The organism is Nitrospira sp., from assembly GCA_024760545.1.
In the GTDB taxonomy this organism is placed as follows: Bacteria; Nitrospirota; Nitrospiria; order Nitrospirales; family Nitrospiraceae; genus Nitrospira_D.
Genome location: CP060501.1, coordinates 1,681,517 through 1,698,844, shown reverse-complemented (window position 1 = coordinate 1,698,844; position 17,328 = coordinate 1,681,517). Strand labels below are relative to the sequence as shown.

Annotated in this window: 18 protein-coding genes; 17 read left to right on the top strand and 1 reads right to left on the bottom strand. The window is 56.9% G+C overall.

What is annotated here, in order from left to right:
• Positions 1–12 precede the first annotated feature (12 nt).
• The 10 genes from H8K03_08110 to H8K03_08065 all read left to right on the top strand — a co-directional run bounded on the left by H8K03_08110 (position 13) and on the right by H8K03_08065 (position 8,803).
• Positions 13–1,002, top strand: a complete 990-nt coding sequence (locus H8K03_08110) for a D-alanine--D-alanine ligase (GenBank protein UVT21846.1) — start codon at positions 13–15, stop codon at positions 1,000–1,002.
• Positions 999–1,859, top strand: a complete 861-nt coding sequence (locus H8K03_08105; GenBank protein UVT21845.1) for an FtsQ-type POTRA domain-containing protein — start codon at positions 999–1,001, stop codon at positions 1,857–1,859. The genes H8K03_08110 and H8K03_08105 overlap by 4 nt, the downstream gene beginning before the upstream one ends.
• Positions 1,856–3,097 carry a cell division protein FtsA gene (gene ftsA, locus H8K03_08100; protein ID UVT21844.1) on the top strand — a complete coding sequence of 414 codons (1,242 nt, stop codon included), beginning with the start codon at positions 1,856–1,858 and terminating at the stop codon, positions 3,095–3,097. The genes H8K03_08105 and ftsA overlap by 4 nt, the downstream gene beginning before the upstream one ends.
• 62 nt (positions 3,098–3,159) lie before the next feature.
• Positions 3,160–4,356 carry a cell division protein FtsZ gene (ftsZ, locus tag H8K03_08095; protein UVT21843.1) on the top strand — a complete coding sequence of 399 codons (1,197 nt, stop codon included), beginning with the start codon at positions 3,160–3,162 and terminating at the stop codon, positions 4,354–4,356.
• A 42-nt stretch (positions 4,357–4,398) separates the two neighbouring features.
• Positions 4,399–5,142 (top strand): peptidoglycan editing factor PgeF, encoded by a 744-nt coding sequence (pgeF, locus tag H8K03_08090; GenBank protein UVT21842.1) that lies wholly within the window; start codon positions 4,399–4,401, stop codon positions 5,140–5,142.
• A gap of 84 nt (positions 5,143–5,226) precedes the next feature.
• On the top strand, positions 5,227–5,934 hold the full coding sequence (locus tag H8K03_08085) for a YggS family pyridoxal phosphate-dependent enzyme (GenBank protein UVT21841.1): 708 nt from the start codon (positions 5,227–5,229) through the stop codon (positions 5,932–5,934).
• Position 5,935: 1 nt separating this feature from the next.
• Positions 5,936–6,745 carry a pyrroline-5-carboxylate reductase gene (proC, locus tag H8K03_08080; protein UVT22414.1) on the top strand — a complete coding sequence of 270 codons (810 nt, stop codon included), beginning with the start codon at positions 5,936–5,938 and terminating at the stop codon, positions 6,743–6,745.
• On the top strand, positions 6,745–7,041 hold the full coding sequence (locus H8K03_08075; GenBank protein UVT21840.1) for a YggT family protein: 297 nt from the start codon (positions 6,745–6,747) through the stop codon (positions 7,039–7,041). Before proC ends, H8K03_08075 begins: the two co-directional genes overlap by 1 nt.
• A gap of 20 nt (positions 7,042–7,061) precedes the next feature.
• Entirely contained in the window at positions 7,062–7,574 is a 513-nt protein-coding gene (locus H8K03_08070) for a DivIVA domain-containing protein (protein ID UVT21839.1), read from the top strand.
• Between the two features lie 77 nt (positions 7,575–7,651).
• Positions 7,652–8,803 carry a beta-lactamase family protein gene (locus H8K03_08065; protein ID UVT21838.1) on the top strand — a complete coding sequence of 384 codons (1,152 nt, stop codon included), beginning with the start codon at positions 7,652–7,654 and terminating at the stop codon, positions 8,801–8,803.
• Here the strand turns inward: H8K03_08065 and H8K03_08060 are convergent.
• On the bottom strand, positions 8,785–9,102 hold the full coding sequence (locus H8K03_08060; GenBank protein UVT21837.1) for a hypothetical protein: 318 nt from the start codon (positions 9,100–9,102) through the stop codon (positions 8,785–8,787). The genes H8K03_08065 and H8K03_08060 overlap by 19 nt on opposite strands.
• A gap of 154 nt (positions 9,103–9,256) precedes the next feature.
• On the opposite strand from H8K03_08060, the gene pgsA reads away from it, so the two are divergent.
• The 7 genes from pgsA to H8K03_08025 all read left to right on the top strand — a co-directional run bounded on the left by pgsA (position 9,257) and on the right by H8K03_08025 (position 17,326).
• Entirely contained in the window at positions 9,257–9,799 is a 543-nt protein-coding gene (pgsA, locus tag H8K03_08055) for a CDP-diacylglycerol--glycerol-3-phosphate 3-phosphatidyltransferase (protein UVT21836.1), read from the top strand.
• Between the two features lie 147 nt (positions 9,800–9,946).
• A complete protein-coding gene (locus H8K03_08050; protein UVT21835.1) occupies positions 9,947–11,161 on the top strand; it encodes a type II secretion system F family protein in 1,215 nt (404 codons plus the stop codon).
• Between the two features lie 207 nt (positions 11,162–11,368).
• The gene (locus H8K03_08045) at positions 11,369–13,063 is read left to right on the top strand and encodes a PAS domain S-box protein (GenBank protein ID UVT21834.1); all 1,695 of its coding nucleotides are present in this window, start codon (positions 11,369–11,371) and stop codon (positions 13,061–13,063) included.
• Positions 13,048–14,433 (top strand): sigma-54-dependent Fis family transcriptional regulator, encoded by a 1,386-nt coding sequence (locus tag H8K03_08040; GenBank protein UVT21833.1) that lies wholly within the window; start codon positions 13,048–13,050, stop codon positions 14,431–14,433. The genes H8K03_08045 and H8K03_08040 overlap by 16 nt, the downstream gene beginning before the upstream one ends.
• Positions 14,426–15,334: a 4-(cytidine 5'-diphospho)-2-C-methyl-D-erythritol kinase gene (gene ispE / locus H8K03_08035; GenBank protein UVT21832.1), complete on the top strand. Its 909-nt coding sequence runs from the start codon at positions 14,426–14,428 to the stop codon at positions 15,332–15,334. Before H8K03_08040 ends, ispE begins: the two co-directional genes overlap by 8 nt.
• A gap of 207 nt (positions 15,335–15,541) precedes the next feature.
• Positions 15,542–16,483, top strand: a complete 942-nt coding sequence (locus H8K03_08030) for a ribose-phosphate pyrophosphokinase (protein UVT21831.1) — start codon at positions 15,542–15,544, stop codon at positions 16,481–16,483.
• A 54-nt stretch (positions 16,484–16,537) separates the two neighbouring features.
• Entirely contained in the window at positions 16,538–17,326 is a 789-nt protein-coding gene (locus tag H8K03_08025; GenBank protein UVT21830.1) for a 50S ribosomal protein L25, read from the top strand.
• The last annotated feature ends 2 nt before the right edge of the window (positions 17,327–17,328 follow it).

Genomic DNA, 17,328 nt, shown 5'->3' with positions numbered 1-17,328 from the left:
GAGGGATTGTCGATGCCGACTGGTCGAATGACAGATGCGCGGATCGGTGTGCTGATGGGGGGACAATCTTCGGAGCGGGAGATCTCTCTGAAAACCGGCCGGGCCGTCCATCAGTCGCTGATCCGCCGTGGGTACGATGCGGTGCCCATCGACGTCACCGATCGTCTCCATCGGGATTTGGAGAATCAGAAGGTGGCCATTGCCTTTCTCTCGCTGCATGGACCGGGGGGTGAAGACGGAACAGTCCAAGGGTTTCTCGAGACACTCGGTATTCCGTACACAGGGTCCGGCGTACGGGCGAGCGCCGTGGGAATGCATAAGGCGATCACCAAAACGTTATTGGCTGCGCATGGCGTTCCGGTTGCTGCCGGAACAGTCGTACGGGAAGATGACAGACCGTCACTGTCGAAGATTCTACGGGAGGCACGACTCGAATTACCCGTCGTCGTCAAGCCGGTATCTCAGGGCTCTACCATCGGGGTTACGATTGTGCGTCGTACGGGTCAATGGAAGGAGGCGCTCGCACTGGCGCATCGTTATGACCCGGAGGTGATGGTCGAAAGCTATATTCCGGGGCATGAAGCGGCCGTTTCCATCCTTGGGACGGCGACGGGCGGCTCGACCGTGCTCCCGCCGATTGAAATCGTGGCGCCCGAGGGTTTTTACGATTTCTCGGCCAAGTATCAGAAGGGCAGGACCCGGTACCTCTGTCCTGCTCCATTTCCTCCCAAGGTGCTTCGGCGAGTCAGTGAATTGGCGAGCCGAACCTACGACGTGTTGGGCTGCGAGGGGGCTGCCCGCGTGGATTTTCGAATCACTCCGAGAGGCCGTCCCTATGTCCTGGAAATCAACACCGTGCCCGGCATGACAGAAACCAGTCTGCTGCCGATGGCCGCAGCTCAAGTAGGAATCGGGTACGACACGTTGGTTGAGCGAATTCTGCAGTCGGCGCTCGATCGCGCGGCTCGGTGTGCACAAGCTGTCAATCGGGAGTCAGCGTGATGCGATTCTTCTTGAAGAAACGGCGGACGGGGGATGCAGTTCCCCGAAAGAATCAGTGGAAGGATCCGCAAGGGGAGAAAGCCGTGAAGGAAGCCGGACGAGCGAACGCCGCCAGACGGAAGGCCCTCGTTCGTTGGGCCGGCGTGGCGACCGCGATAGCGCTCGGGACATGGCTCATCGTGATGGGCGTCAAACACACCGGACCGGCGTTCCAACATCTGTTGGAGATCACGACGATCACAGTCGAGGGAGCGCACCATATCGATAAACAGAAAGTGCTCGATCTTGCAAAGGTAAAACCTGGGACGCCGCTCCACCTGATCGTCACGACGGCCATCAAGGAACAGGTCGAATCTCATCCGTGGGTCAAAACGGCTGAAGTGACCCGTGTTCCCCTTCATGAGTTGCGGATCTCGGTAGTCGAACGAAAGCCTGCGGCGATCGTACGTGCCGAGTCACAGAACTTTCTGAGCGATGACGAGGGGCATGTGCTTTCCCGGCTCGGTCAGACCGACGATGACGCGTTGCCTCTCGTCACGGGAATCGATCTGCAAGGGCTGCTGCAAGGAACGCAGGCGGTACGACATGCCATTGTGTCCGGCGTCGAGCTCGCCAGAGTGGTCGGGAGAACCCTCGATGGCCGGCTACAAGTACACGCGGGAAACCCGTCGAATCTAGTGGCCCTTGTCCAGGGAGTCCGATTCCAATTTGGGCAGGAAGCGATCGGGGAGCAGTGGGAGCGGTTCCAACGCGTCAAACCGACGCTGAAAACGCTGAACTTTGATGGACATGGGCACGGAGCACACGAAGTGGATCTGCGGTACGAGAACCGGATCATCGTACGCGAAGGGGGGTGATTGCGGTGCCAAAACGGGATCAAATTCTGGTCGGGCTCGACATCGGAACCACGAAGATCTGCGCGATCGTGGCGGAGATGACCGATGGCGGAGGTCTCAACATTATCGGTGTCGGATCGAGCCCTTCGCGCGGCTTGCGTAAAGGAGTGGTCGTCGATATCGAAAGCACCGTCGAATCCATCAAGAAGGCCGTCGAAGAAGCGGAACTGATGGCGGCGGTCCAGATCAATTCAGTCTATACCGGTATCGCAGGCAGCCATATTTCCGCTGAAAACTGTAAGGGCGTCGTAGCGCTCAAGCGGGCCGAGGTGACCCGCGAAGATATCCATCGAGCCATCGAAAGCGCACGCACGCTCGCCGTGATCCCCCATGAGCGGAGGATTCTGCACGTCCTGCCGCGGGAATTCATGGTGGACGGACAAGAAGGAGTACGTGAACCATTGGGTCTGTCGGGTAATCGGTTGGAAGTCAACGTCCACGTCATCACCGGTGCCGTCACTTCCGCCCAGAACATCGTAAAGAGCGTGAACCGGGCGGGACTCGACGTGGTGGACATCATTCTGCAGCCGCTGGCCTCGAGTGAAGCTGTATTGAGTCAGGAAGAACGCGATTTGGGCGTGGCCATGGTGGATTTGGGAGGAGGGACAACAGACCTTGCTATTTTCCTGGACGGCAGTATCCGTCACTCGGCGGTGCTCCCCATCGGCGGTCAAAATTTGACGAAGGACTTGGCCATCGGCCTGCTCACGTCACAAACCGAAGCTGAGAAGATCAAGACTCAACATGGTGTGGCGCGGACCGAGTTGGTGACCGGACATCAGATCGTCGAAGTGCCCTCGGTTGGGGATCGGCCTGCTCGAACATTTTCCCGGCGGGATATCGCCGAGATCTTGGAGCCGCGAGTTGACGAGATGTTTGACCTCGTCCGTAGAGAGATTGCCCGCGCCGGCTATGAAGGGATGTTGGGCGCCGGTGTGGTGATTACCGGCGGCACGTCACTTTTGGACGGCATGCCCGATGCCGCCGAGAAAGTATTGAACCTGCCGGCGCGCCGAGGGGTACCTTCCGGTGTCGGAGGGCTCAGAGATATCGTCGGCCATCCCAGTCACTCGACGGGGGTTGGTCTCTTGTGGCATGCCCGGCGACATGTCGATGAATTGGAGACGGCCGGGCTTCGTAACGGAGGAACCTGGGCCAGAATGTTCGGGTGGACGAAGCGGGTGTTGGAGGTCTTTTAACCTTAAAAACCTTGCGGACAACCGATGGTTGTCGCGCTGGGTGATATGAGGGAGGTGTCCCAATGTTCTCATTCCAGGAAGATGTGCTGTCGCCGGTCCGTATTAAGGTGATCGGGATCGGCGGCGCCGGATGCAACGCGATCAACACGATGATCACCTCCGGGTTAGCTCGTGTCGATTTTATCGCGAGCAACACCGACCTTCAGGCACTTGATCGGTCCCTGGCTTCCTTCAAGATCCAACTCGGCCCGGAACGGACCAGGGGGTTGGGTGCGGGGGCAAAGCCGGAAGTCGGTCGGGACGCGGCGCTTGAAAGCAAGGAGCACATCCGCGAATGTCTCGAAGGGGCCGATATGGTCTTCGTCACCGCGGGAATGGGTGGAGGAACCGGTACCGGAGCCGCTCCCATCGTGGCCAGCATTGCCCGCGAAATGGGTATTCTCACGGTAGGCGTCGTGACGAAGCCGTTTCAGTATGAAGGCCAACGGCGACACAAGCATGCCGAAGAGGGAATCCGGGACCTGCGCCGGCATGTCGATACGTTACTCGTGATTCCCAACCAGCGGTTGCTGGGGATCGTCGACAAATCAACTCCCCTGCTGGAAGCGTTCAAGGTTGCGGATGATGTATTGCGACAAGCCATTCAAGGCATCGCCGATGTCATTACCACCACAGGCCATGTGAACGTCGATTTTGCCGATGTCCGCACGGTGATGTCACACACCGGACGCGCGGTCATGGGCATGGGCATTTCCCGTGGGCCGAACCGGGCGATCGAAGCGGCCCAAAAAGCCATGTGCAGTCCTCTCTTGGAAGAAGGGAGTGTCGAAGGCGCCCGTGGGGTCCTGTTGAACATTACGGGAGGTCCCAGCATGTCGCTGCATGAAATCGAGGAGGCAGCATCCATCATTCAGCAGACGGCGGATCCGGAAGCCAATATCATTGTCGGGCAGGTCATCAACCCCGACCTGGGTGAGGAACTCGTCATTACGGTGATCGCGACCGGATTTGAACGAGAAGACGATGCAGCAGCTGCCACGATTGGGATGGACCGAGGAACCAATCGGCCGGCCAAACCTGTACAACCGGTGTTGGCAGGCGTGGGCGCCTCCGTTGGCATGGATCGGCCGATGAAGGATCTGGACCGCCCCACGTTTTTGAGACGAATGACCGATGCGCGTGAGTCCCTGGACCGAGTTGGTTTAGCGGCCGAAGATGAATGGGATGTTCCGACGTTTCTTCGCAAACAAGCGGACTAGTTCTCGTCCCGGTCGTCACATGATGTGGGGTTGAGCGTTGAGATGACGAGTCCATCGGTTATTACTGTCCCGGCATTTGCGGATGCCCGGAGTCAGATCCGTCATTTTTTCGGGACCCGTCGGCATGCAGCGGGGTTCGACCTTGAAGTGGGTGTTCCATTGCGAGGGCTACAAGGGACCGCGTCGTCTTCATGGACGCTTTCTGTCAAGCAGGTTCATGGGACGGATGCCCTCGTAGTCGATCGCGCACTCGCTTCAACGGATCGATTTATCGGCGGATGGGACGCCTTGGTGACTGATCGGTCCGGGGTCATGGTAGCCGTGCGGACGGCGGATTGCGTTCCGATATTGATGCATGATTCCAAGCGTCGTGTCGTCGCCGCGATCCATGCCGGCTGGCGGGGAGCTGTTGCCGGGATCGTACCCAAAACACTGGCGCTGTTACAGGCTCGCTTCGGCTCAGTCCCTGAAGAGATCCGTATCAGTATCGGTCCGTCCGCCGGCGTCTGTTGCTATGAGGTGGATGAGCCCGTTCTGAACAACTTGCGTAAGGAGTTTTCAGGTTGGGACAAAGTGATTCAAAGCAGGAAGGGCGGAAAAACACACCTTGATTTGAAAGCCCTCGTCAAAGAACAAGCACAGGCCTTTGGGGCCGTTCCTCAGTCCATCACGACCGTGAACCTCTGTACCATTTGCCATGCAGATCTCTTTTTTTCCTATCGGCGAGAGGGCAAAGTCAACGGGACTATGGTCAGCGCAATCGGCTTGCCGCTGAAGCGAAGATAGCTCAGACTCTGCCAATTCTCAGGTTCTTCCGCTAGAATAGGGACGGTTCGCTGAATGAGCGGCCGCGACTCATGAGAATGGACGATGGAACCGCTCATCCAAGAGACGACCACGCGTGTTCAAACGGTGCTGACGAAAATTCGGTCAGCCGAAGAAAAGGCCGGACGCCTCGGCGGCAGCGTTCGACTCGTGGCTGCGACAAAAACCGTGATGGTCGACCACATTGCGGAAGGGGTGCGCGCCGGTTTGTCCATCTTGGGCGAAAATCGTGTGCAGGAAGCGCGTTCTAAGATATCCACGTTTTCTCAGGCGTCCGTGCAATGGCATTTTATCGGGCACCTCCAGCGGAGGAAGGTACGGTCAGTGATCGGTGTATTCGACTTGATTCATTCGGTGGACAGCCTGGACCTGGCGCATGAAATCGACCGTCGTGCGGGAGAAGCCGACCGCCGACAGAATGTTTTGCTGGAAGTGAATATCGGAGACGAGCCGACGAAGACAGGATTTCGTGCGGACGACGTGATGCGATCGCTATCGAGCATGGCGGAACTTCCCCATATCTGTATCAAAGGTCTCATGACGATCCCACCACCAACTGCTGATTCGGACTCGGCTCGACCGTATTTCAGGAAACTCAGGGAATTGGCTCGCCAGATCATGGCATTGCAGGTATCCTCCGTGAGCATGGATCAACTGTCGATGGGCATGTCGAACGACTATGAAGCAGCCATCGAGGAGGGGGCGACACTGGTCCGTGTCGGCACCGCCCTGTTTGGAGCGCGCCATGCCTAGGATGGTTCCCGCAAGACATCTTGGCTTTATCGGCGGCGGTCGAATGGCGGAGGCGCTGATTAGTGGGGTTCTCTCGGCCAAGTTATACAAGTCTGAACAGATCCAGGTGGCTGATCCGGATGCAACCCGGCTGGATCACCTCAAGAAGCAATACGGGGTGCAGGTCGGTGTCTCGAATCATGACATCGTTGTCTCAAGCGACGTCGTCGTCTTGGCCGTCAAACCGCAGGTGATGGCAGAAGCCCTCAAGGGAGTCGGCGCCGTATCGGCCAAGCGGCTCGTGATTTCAGTGGCTGCCGGCGTACGAATCAGCCGAATCATGGAAGCGTGTGGGCGGCACACCCGCGTCGTTCGTGCCATGCCGAATACGCCGGCGATGGTCGGGGAAGGGATGACGGCATTGGCGATCGGACCAGGAGTGGGTGAAGGCGGGATCGCCTGCGCCCGGCAGATCTTCGAATCAGTGGGTAGAGTCGTCTCTGTCGAGGAGCGTCTCATGGATGCGGTGACCGGGTTAAGCGGAAGCGGACCTGCATACGTGTTTCTCGCGATAGAAGCCATGGCCGATGGTGGGGTAAAAATGGGATTACCGAGAGAGACAGCCGGCCTGCTCGCAGCCCAAACCGTGTTGGGTGCCGCCCGATTGGTCTTGGAGACTGGGCAACATCCTGCTCGTCTCAAGGATCAGGTTGCCTCTCCCGGCGGAACGACCATCGCGGGCCTGCATCGACTGGAGCAGGGCGGCCTTCGAGCTGTGTTGATCGATGCTGTTGAAGCTGCCACGAAACGTTCTCAGGAGCTTGGAAGCTGATGTTCGTGCTGGGAAATACCTTGTTGGGCTTTGCGACCGTGCTGGATTATGCGTTGACGTTCTATAGCTGGATCGTGATTGCACGGGCACTTATCTCTTGGGTGAATCCGGACCCGTGGAATCCGATCGTCCAATTCCTGACTCGCGCAACGGAACCGGTCTTGGCTCCGCTCCGACGGAGACTGGGTTGGGGGATGGGCATCGATTGGTCGCCGCTGGTCGTCATTGTGGGGATCTGGTTTGTGCAGATTGCCGTGGTACAGTCGATTAAGGATTTTGCGTTGCGGATGAACTGACTCAACCAATGGGGGAAGCCATGAAGATCACACCGCTCGATATTCAGCAGATGGTCTTTCAAGTCAAACTTCGTGGCTATGATCGCGAAGAGGTGAACCGCTTTTTGGAGGAGATCGCGCAAACGGTCGAGTCCCTAAACCGCGATAATATGACATTGCGTGACCGGATTGTGTCGCTCGAGCAACAGGTATCGGACCTGAAACGGACCGAGGCGACGCTGTCCAACACATTGGTCTCCGCTCAGTCGCTGGCTGATGACGTCAAGCGAAGTGCTCAGCGGGACGCCGAATTGATCGTGAAAGAAGCGGAATTGAAGGCGAGCGAGCTGTTCCGACAAGCACGAGCCGAGCTGGGGAATACGCAACGCGACCTATCCATGCTGCAAAAGCAACGGTTGCTCATGGTTGAGCGGATGCGTGCGACGCTGCATACGTTCGAACGAATGTTGGACGTGGAAGCCAGTGAGGCGTATCAGGATCATAGCGCCATGCAGGAAGAGAAGATGGAAGGTGAGTCGAGTCCCACCCGTTGATGTTGTATAGCTGATGGTGTTGCCAGTGGGCGGTGCTGCTCATTTCTCGTGCACCTCTCGGGTCGGCCATCATCCCCATGTCTGAGCTACAGATCATTCAATCAGCCCTCGATCGGGCCGTGAGCGGCGGCGTGTTCCCTGGGGCGGTATTGGCAGTGCGGTGCGGAGACAGGCCGGTTTCTCGCTTCGTTGCCGGACGGCTTTCGACTTCCCCGCTAGGACCTCCCGTGAACGCTTCCACCATCTATGATTTGGCCTCGTTGACCAAGCCCTTGGCGACCGTCACGTCTCTTGCCTTGCTGATCCAGATGGGCCGCTGCCGGCTTGAGGATACCGTGGCCGACCATCTACCCGACTGCACCGATACCCCTATCGGCGCAGCCACGCTTCGGCATTTGCTGACACATTCTTCCGGATTGCCGGGATGGCGAGGATTCTATGAACGCCTCACCCCGGATGGAAGGGTTCCTTCATCATATTGTGAGAGGGAGCAAGCGAAGCGGTCCATGCTCGGTCTTATCCGATCTGAAGCGCTCGTGTATGCACGAGGCACGCGCAGCCTCTACAGTGATCTCGGCTTCATGTTGCTCGGCTTTATTGTTGAACGGCACAGCCGGCAATCGATGAACGACTTCTTTCGTGAGCACATTGTGGGTCAGCTGGGCGGCGTCCAGGTTGAATTCGTTGCGTCGGAACGATTGCATGCGTTTCTTGAGAAGGCAACCGAGGACGGAAGTGGCGTGGCGCCGACAGAAGTTGACTCATGGCGAGGTCATCTCCTATGCGGGGAAGTGCACGATCAGAATGCAGCCGCACTGGGCGGCGAGGCTGGTCATGCCGGGTTATTCGGGAACGCCGACGCTGTGCTGGCGATCACGGGTGTATGGCTGCGGGCCTATCACGGGCGGGCAGCTATTCTCGATCAGGGCATTGTCCAGGAATTTACACGGCGCCAGAAACAGGAAGGAGCATCGAGTTGGGCGCTCGGATGGGATACGGTATCGGTGCCGTCATCTTCGGGGCACTACTTCACCGACCGATCATTCGGCCATCTCGGCTACACGGGGACTTCGATCTGGATCGATCCGGTTCGGGAATTAGAGGTCGTACTGCTCTCGAATCGCGTACATCCTTCGAGCCGGAACGAAGCCATTCGGGAGTTCCGACCTATGATTCATGACCTGGTGTATGAGGCGTTCGTCGGGCTCGGTCAAGGCCGATCCGGGTAGTCAATCCACGTCTCTTTTTCTGCCAGATAACGCGTGCCTTTGAAATTAGTCCGTGTTCTCATGCGCGTGAATCCCACATCTTGAAGCTTTTCGACCAATTCCTTCACCGCTGCCGCAATGGTAGAGTGCGACCGACTCTCAACGATGAGGGCTTCATACATTACCTTTGACGAGTATCCTGTCGATGTCCGGTTGACCAAAATCGCGCGGTTGAAATACCGGTCGCTCGGATCTACTCCCTCAATTTGGTGTTTCTCGACCAATCCTTCTTTCTTGAACATCAGCGGCAGCGTACTCATACTTCTTCATCCTTCCGGCAAACAGTGGGCGACGAGGCTAACTCCCGCAATTATAGAAGGTCGTCCTCCGTGCCTGCAACTCGTTGACAAGCTTAGCCTCGCTTACTATGATGCCTTCCCTCATCCAGTCGGAGGCCGGTCTAACCCCCACCATATGAACATTCCCAATAGCCTCACGATTCTTCGCATCCTCTTGGTCCCTGTTTACATCGGGTTTATGACCTACGGGTCATACGGATTGGCGCTCCTGACGCTGCTCGTCGCAGGACTGACGGACGCCATCGACGGTTATATTGCGCGCAAACTGAACCAGCGAACGAGGTTGGGGACATTACTTGATCCCCTCGCAGACAAGGTGCTGCTGACTTCGAGCTTCATCTCGCTCGCAATCCTGCATCTAATACCGTCATGGCTTGTCATCCTCGTGGTCAGTCGAGATCTGATTCTCTTGTTGGGGACAGCAGTCGCGCATGTCACCAGTACGCCGATCAATGTGGCACCGACGTTCCTGGGCAAGGGAACGACGATGTTGCAGCTGAGCTACGTTCTCCTGACCGTCCTCTTGACGTGGCGAGAACATGATCGCGGTGTGCTTACCCCGCTTCTCGTGGTGATGGTTGCGTTCACCCTGGCCTCAGGGTTGCATTATCTCTATCGAGGGTATCGAGACGCGAACACCGCTCCTCCCCTTGCTTAAAGGGCTTACCGTAAAAATCATGTGCCGAATGGCTTCGGTAAATAATGCAATAGTTTTTGACAGGTTTTTGACCCACCAGTAGACTCGTTTTGTAGTCCTAGCCTTCCTCTTCAACCGGCTCAGAGAGCCACAACAGGACGAACACCTATGGCCACGTTTGCGTATGTCGGACGGAGTAAATCGGGGGCGGTGAAAAAAGGGGAGCTTGTCGCGAAGTCGCGCGATGAGGCGGTGGAACAGCTGCGCAAACAAAGCGTCGTGGTGACCAGTCTGGAAGAAAAGGCGGCCAAGGAGGGATTCAGCTTTCGCCTGGGGAGCGGGGTAAGCGAAAAGGACCTGGTTGTTTTTACCAGGCAATTCGGAACCATGATCAATGCCGGATTACCTCTTATCCAGTGCCTGGAGATTCTCTCGACGCAGTCGGAGAGCGTGCCTCTGAGGAAAGCTGTCGGCGAAGTGAAAGGAATGGTTGAGGGCGGTTCAACGTTTTCCGATGCGCTCCACAAACACCCCAAAATCTTCGATGACCTGTATGTCAACATGGTTCATGCCGGTGAAGTCGGAGGGTTGCTGGATACGATTCTGGGCCGTCTCTCCAAACACATCGAGAAGGCGATGAAGTTGAAGGGGCAGATCAAAAGCGCATTGGTCTATCCCGCGGCCATCGTCGGGATCGCCGCGATCGTGATCACGGTCTTGATGATCTGGGTTATCCCTGTATTCGAAAAGATGTTCAAGGAAATGTCTGGCGGGAAGATGGCGCTGCCGGCACCGACTCAGCTTGTCATCGACGCGAGTAATTTCGTGCAAGGGAATTGGTACATCATCTTGGGCGTCATCGTGGCGCTTGTGGTCGCCGTCAAGAAATATTACGCGACTCCGCAGGGCAGGTTGGCCATCGACAAGCTCGTGCTGAAATTGCCCGTGTTCGGGGACCTCGTCAGGAAGGCATCCGTGGCGAAATTTACGCGGACATTGGGAACGCTGTTGGCCAGCGGGGTTCCGCTGCTGGAAGCCTTGACGATTTGTGCGAAGACCTCCGGGAACAAGGTCGTGGAAGGAGCATTGCTTGATGCAAAAGTCAGCATCAGCGGAGGAAAGACGATCTCCGAGCCGCTCGCGAAAAGCGGAACGTTTCCCAAGATGGTGACCCACATGATCTCGGTTGGAGAGTCGACGGGTGCGTTGGATAACATGCTCGGAAAAATCGCGGATTTCTACGAGGACGAAGTCGACGAAGCGGTGGGGAACCTCACGGCACTCTTGGAACCGATGATGATGGTGTTCTTGGGCGTCACCGTCGGATTCATCGTGGTCGCGATGTATCTCCCGATTTTTACGATGGCGTCCGCGATCGGTTAAGCGCACAACTCGTGTTTGAACGGCGGCTTCGTTGCCAACAGGATCGGGCAATGAAGCTGCGCCGACTTCTCAGTGAACTCCTGCGTCGATTCAATAACGAGCGATCTCCTTTCCAGACATACTTCTGTCAGATGGAACTTCATGCACAGTCACAGTGATCCGGGAGCCGTGACGGTGGAAGCTGTTCGCTAGACGGAGTGTTATTGCGTGGCGGATATCAAGGCCAGAATCTACCGGTTAATGGGGTGGCGAGTCGTTCTCGTCACGCTCCTCTTGGGATTATCCCTTGCGTTCCAAGTCACGAAGGGCGAACGTGTCGAAACCTTCTATGCTCTGATCATCTTTACGTACGCCGTTACCATTCTCTACGCGTTGGTGGTTCGCCAGCTTACCGACCCCGAAGTCCTCGTGCAGTTTGCGTGGACTCAGATCGCCGTCGATTTCATGTTGGAAACGGTATTGATCGCAAGAACGGGAGGAATCGAAAGTCCGTTCGCGGTGCTCTATGTCATCAGTGTGACGGTCGCCAGTTTGGTTCCGCGGCGCCGTGTGGGCCTCCTGACAGCCAGCCTCTGCATCATCCTGTTCGGAATTCTGACCAATATGCAGCTGTATGGACTTGCGGAGATATGGGGCTGGCTTCCGCCTTCTCGGCTGAGCGCCGCGGAAACGCTCCAGGCGTTTGGTGTGTACAGTCTGGCGTTCCTGGTCGTCGGGTTTTTGAGCGGGGCGCTCGCGGATCAGCTACGGCTGGCAGATCAATCGCTTCGTGAGAAAGAACAGGGACTGAGCCGCCTTCAGGCGTTCCACGAGAATATTGTGCATAGTATCAGCAGCGGTGTGTTTACAACCGACGAACAAGGTCGGATCACGTCGTTTAATCCTGCCGCGCAGGAAGCCACAGGCTACAGCTTTGAACAAGTTCATGGGCGGCCCTGGCGTGAAGTGTTTAATTGGCATCCCAGTCAGCAAGAAGACGACCACATGCAGGATGCTTCCGCCAACTTGCGCTTTGAAGTCGAGTGCAAACGGTTCGACGGCAATCGGTTGATCCTCGGCATGACGCTCGCGCCGTTGCATGAACGAGGGGAAAAGACGGGCCTTGTCGGAGTGTTCAAGGATCTCACACAGATCCGTGATCTGGAAGAAGAAATGCGGCGCAAGGAATGGCTGGCCGGTCTTGGAGAGATGTCGGCGGGCATGGCGCACGAAATACGAAACCCGTTGGGTGCGCTCGCCGGCGCCATGCAAATGCTTCGAAAGGATCTCCATGCCGATGAAACCAGCCGGCGGCTGACGGAGATTGCCATTCGGGAAGCGACTCGATTGGATACGATCATCACCGAGTTTCTCCAGTACGCCAGGCCTCCGGCGCTGAATTTGGCGGAGCACGATTTAAACAAAGTCCTTGCCGAGACCCTTGATCTGGTACACCATGAAGCACGAGCCAGAACGAACATCACCATCGCGGCGGCTCCGTGCAGTGAAGCTTTGCCCGCGCAAGTGGATCAGGATCAAATGAAGCAAGTGTTCTGGAATTTGGCGGTCAATGCCTTCGATGCCATGCCCGCGGGAGGACAGCTGACGATCACGACGGGGTGCAGAAAGGTCGATGTCGCGGGACGCAAGGCGGAGGTGATCGAGGTGTCCTTCCATGATACCGGGGAAGGCATTTCGAAGAACAATCTCGACAAAATCTTTCTCCCGTTCTTTACCACCAAAAAACGAGGTTCTGGGTTGGGATTGGCCGCGGTCCATCGTATCGTCGACCTGCACGGTGGGTGGATCAAAGTGGAAAGTCAGGAAGGTCAAGGCACTCGATTCGGAGTCTGCTTGCCTCGCACGGCAGATTCAGGGGTACGACTGTGGCACGAGGGTAGAGAGCCGTGGAAAAGATCCTAGTCGTTGATGACGAGCAAAGCTTGCGCGAAGTATTGAGCATCATGCTCAAACGAGCGGGATATGCCGTGACCAGCGCCATGGACGGCGAAGAAGCGATCGAGTTTCTGCACAAGGAAATCTTTGATCTGGTGATCACCGATTTGCGGATGCCGAAGGTCGATGGAATGGAGATCCTCAAGGCGGTGAAGTCCACCTCTCCTGAAACGGTGGTGCTGATCATCACCGCCTTTGCGACCGCTGATTCCGCAGTCGAAGCCATGAAGCAGGGCGCGTATGACTATCTGACGAAGCCCTTTCAGGTCGATGAAGTCCAGTTGATTATTCGCAATGCGCTGGAAAAACGGCGCCTCTCGACCGAGAACATGCTGCTCAAGCGCGAGATGGCAAGCCAATCGTCCTTCGCGCAGTTGGTCGGCCAAAGTGAGGCGATGCAAAAAGTATTCGACGTGGTACGAAAAGTCGCCGATTCGAAAAGCAACGTGCTGATCTGCGGTGAAAGTGGAACGGGAAAAGAGTTGGTTGCGCGTGCGATTCATTACAACAGCGTCAGAAGCGCCCTGCCGTTTGTCGCCGTCAATTGCAGCGCGGTGCCGGAAACTCTGTTGGAGAGCGAGCTGTTCGGCCACATGAAGGGATCGTTCACGGGCGCCATTTCCAATAAGGCGGGATTGTTCGAGATTGCCAACGGCGGAACCATCTTTCTGGATGAGATTGGCGATACGACTCCCACGATTCAAGTAAAGCTCCTGCGTGTCATTCAAGAGCGGGAATTTCGACGGGTGGGCGGCAATCAGGATATCAAAGTCGACGTGCGTATCGTCGCAGCCACCAATAAGGATCTCGAAAAAGCAGTCGCAGATGGCTCGTTTCGCGAAGATCTCTATTACCGTTTGGATGTCATTCCCATCCGGCTTCCGCCGTTACGCATGCGAACCGGGGATATTCCGCTGCTGGTCAGTCACTTTCTGGAGCGGTTTTCGAAAGAGAGCGGCAAACCTAAGCCCGTGATCGGCCAGGAGGCGATGCACGTGTTGTTGGGACATGAATGGCGCGGCAACGTCCGCGAGTTGGAAAATTTGATCGAACGGGTCGTCGCGTTCTCCGCGGAGGGACCGGTGACCGACGCAGATGTGCGAGGATGGCTCCATCGCCCGGCGGCGCAGTCGCAGCCACACGCGATGCCGCTGGACTTGACCGAGGAGGGCTTGGATCTTGAAGGGCTCATCAACGGGATCGAAAAGGATCTGTTGCTGAAGGCTCTTGAGCGATCGAAATGGGTCAAAAAGAAAGCCGCGCGGATGCTTCGACTGAACACGAGATCATTCCGGTATCGATTGGAGAAGTATGCTATAAAAGGAGGTCGTGACTAATCGCTCTCCCGAACCGACCGGTTCCCCCTCGTCGATTACCGTTTCTGCACCTGCCAAGATCAATCTCGTGCTCCGAATCCTGGACCGTCGACCTGACGGCTACCATAACCTCTGGTCATTGATGCAGACCGTGAGTCTGGAAGACGAACTCTCGATTTCCATCAATCACGGTCATACGACCATTACATTGCGATGCGATGAACCGTCCTTGAAAACGGACCCTTCCAATCTGGTCTATCGTGCTGCGGCGGAGGTACTCGAACAGAGTGGACGACCCGTTGGATTGGACGTGACCCTCACAAAGCGAATCCCGATGGGGGCTGGGTTAGGAGGCGGGAGCAGCGACGCGGCTGCGACCATCCTTGGACTGAACCGGCTGTTGAGGTTAGGATGGTCGACGGAGAAGATGGCCGAGGTTGGTCAAGCACTCGGAAGCGATGTGCCGTTCTTCTTTTTCGTCCCTTGTGCGATCGTGAAGGGGCGAGGTGAGAAGGTGACTCCGGTGCACATCAATGGAAGTCGATGGGCGGTCTTGGTCAATCCGGGCTTCCCGGTCGAAACGAAGTGGGCGTATCAGCAGCTCTCCGCAAGCCGAACCGCCATCGTGCCGTTGTCTCATTCTCATGCCTCGCTGGAGGCAACACGTGAATTAGAATGGAAACACGTGCTTGAGACAGCAGAAAATGACTTTGAGTCGCCTGTGTTTAAGGCGCACCCTGCGCTCGACGATATTAAACGGCGGCTTCTGGCGGCAGGGGCCGAGGCTGCGTTGCTATCAGGCAGCGGTGCGACGGTCTTCGGTGTGTTTCGTGGTGAGGCCGAGGCCCGTCACGCAGAGACAGCTTTTTCAAGCGAGCCGTATTTGAAGGTGTTCACGGCGGCCATGTGTTCTCATTCCTAGCCGGTTCATCCTAAAAGTATCGACGGGCGTTTATTGACAGAAGCCTGAGATTTCCGCTACAGTTTCACCCTTTGATTGGCTTCCCCAGTAGTGTGTGCAGCGACCGAGGGGGTCGGTTGACCGAAAGCCGCCTTCACTCACCGCACAAGAACCACTAGAGAATCCAGTACGTTAGAGACACGCGAGAAGACGGTCCAGGCAAGTTTTATGAACAGGGAACTGAAAATTTTCTCTGGCAACGCCAACCTTTCGCTTGCCCATGAGATCTGTGCCTATCTCGGGCAGAAGTTGGGTGAAGCCACCGTCTCGTCCTTCAGCGATGGAGAGATTCGGGTCAAGATCGATGAGAATGTACGGGGCGCCGACGTGTTCGTCGTGCAGTCCTGTTGTCAGCCGGTCAATGATTCCGTGATGGAGTTGTTGATCATTATCGATGCATTGAAACGTTCGTCGGCCAACCGCATCACCGCCGTTGTGCCCTATTTCGGGTACGCTCGTCAGGACCGCAAGGATCAACCGCGCGTTCCCATTACCGCGAAGTTGGTCGCGGATTTGATGACGACCGCCGGAGCCGATCGTGTCCTGTCGATGGATCTTCACGCCGGACAGATCCAGGGGTTTTTCAACGTGCCGGTCGACCATTTGTATGCGCTCCCGGTCTTGCTGGACTACATTGTGAAGAAACAAGTCGCGGACATGGTCGTCGTGTCGCCGGATGCCGGCGGTGTGGAGCGGGCCAGGGCGTTCGCAAAACGCCTCCAGGCCAACCTGGCGATCATCGACAAGCGGCGCGAAGGCCCGAACCAGGCGCAGATTATGAACATCATCGGCGACGTGCAAGGGAAAAGCGTGTTGCTCTTGGATGACATGATCGATACGGCCGGGACGATTGTGCAAGGTGCTCAGGCCTGCGTCGATCAAGGGGCTCGGGAAGTGATGACGGCCTGTACGCATGCGGTGCTGTCGGGGCCGGCCTTGGAACGACTACAGGCGTCGTGTCTGTCCCAGGTGGTGGTGACCAACACCATTCCGTTGCGGGGAAAAGAGTTGGTTTGCCCGAAGTTGCATCAATTGTCGGTGGCGCCTCTGTTAGGGGAGGCCATCAGACGGATTCATGAAGACGAGTCGGTGAGTTCACTATTTGCCTAAGCGACCCGTATCGACGGGGTATTGCGTCGGAAGCGGAGGAGACGGAGGAAGATCATGAAATTCGATTTGACAGTGACAGTAAGAGAAGAAGCGGGCAAGGGTGCCGCACGGTCCATGCGGCGGTCGGGAAAAATCCCGGCGGTGCTCTACGGCCAAGGGGAATGTCTCTTGCTGACCGTCAACCCCGATGAATTAATCAAAATTTTAAAGTCTCGTGCCGGCAGTACCGCGTTGATCTCTCTCACCGTGAACGGCGCCAAGTCCAAGCCGAATCGAACCGCGCTTCTACGGGATTTTCAGGTGGATCCGGTCAGTGGGGCTGTGTTGCATGCAGATCTCTTTGAGATTTCCATGAGCAAGCCGATCCGGGTGAAAGTCCCCATCAAAGTCATCGGCGGGGTTCCCGCCGGAGTCAAAGAAGGCGGTGTGTTGCACCACAACATGCGTGAGGTGCACGTAGAATGTCTTCCAGCGGCGCTACCGGACCACGTCGAGATCGATGCTTCATCGTTGACCATCGGCAGTGGTATCCATTTGAAGGACCTTGGAGCGCGCGAAGGGGTCCGTTTCTTGGACGATCCTGATCAGATGGTCGTCAGCGTCGCTGCGCCGATGTCGGACGCCAAACTCGAAGCCTTGCTCACCAGCACCGCGGGCCCGGCAGGGGAACCGGAGGTCCTGGTGAAAGGTAAGGAAGCAGCGGTTGGGGCTGAAGGTGCTGCGGGTGCCGAACCAGCCAAGGCGGGTGCAGCAGCGCCTGCCGGGGAAGCCAAGGCAGGAGAAAAGAAAGAAGCCGCTGCGGCTCCCAAGGCTGAAAAGAAAGAAGCCGAAAAGAAGAAGTAACG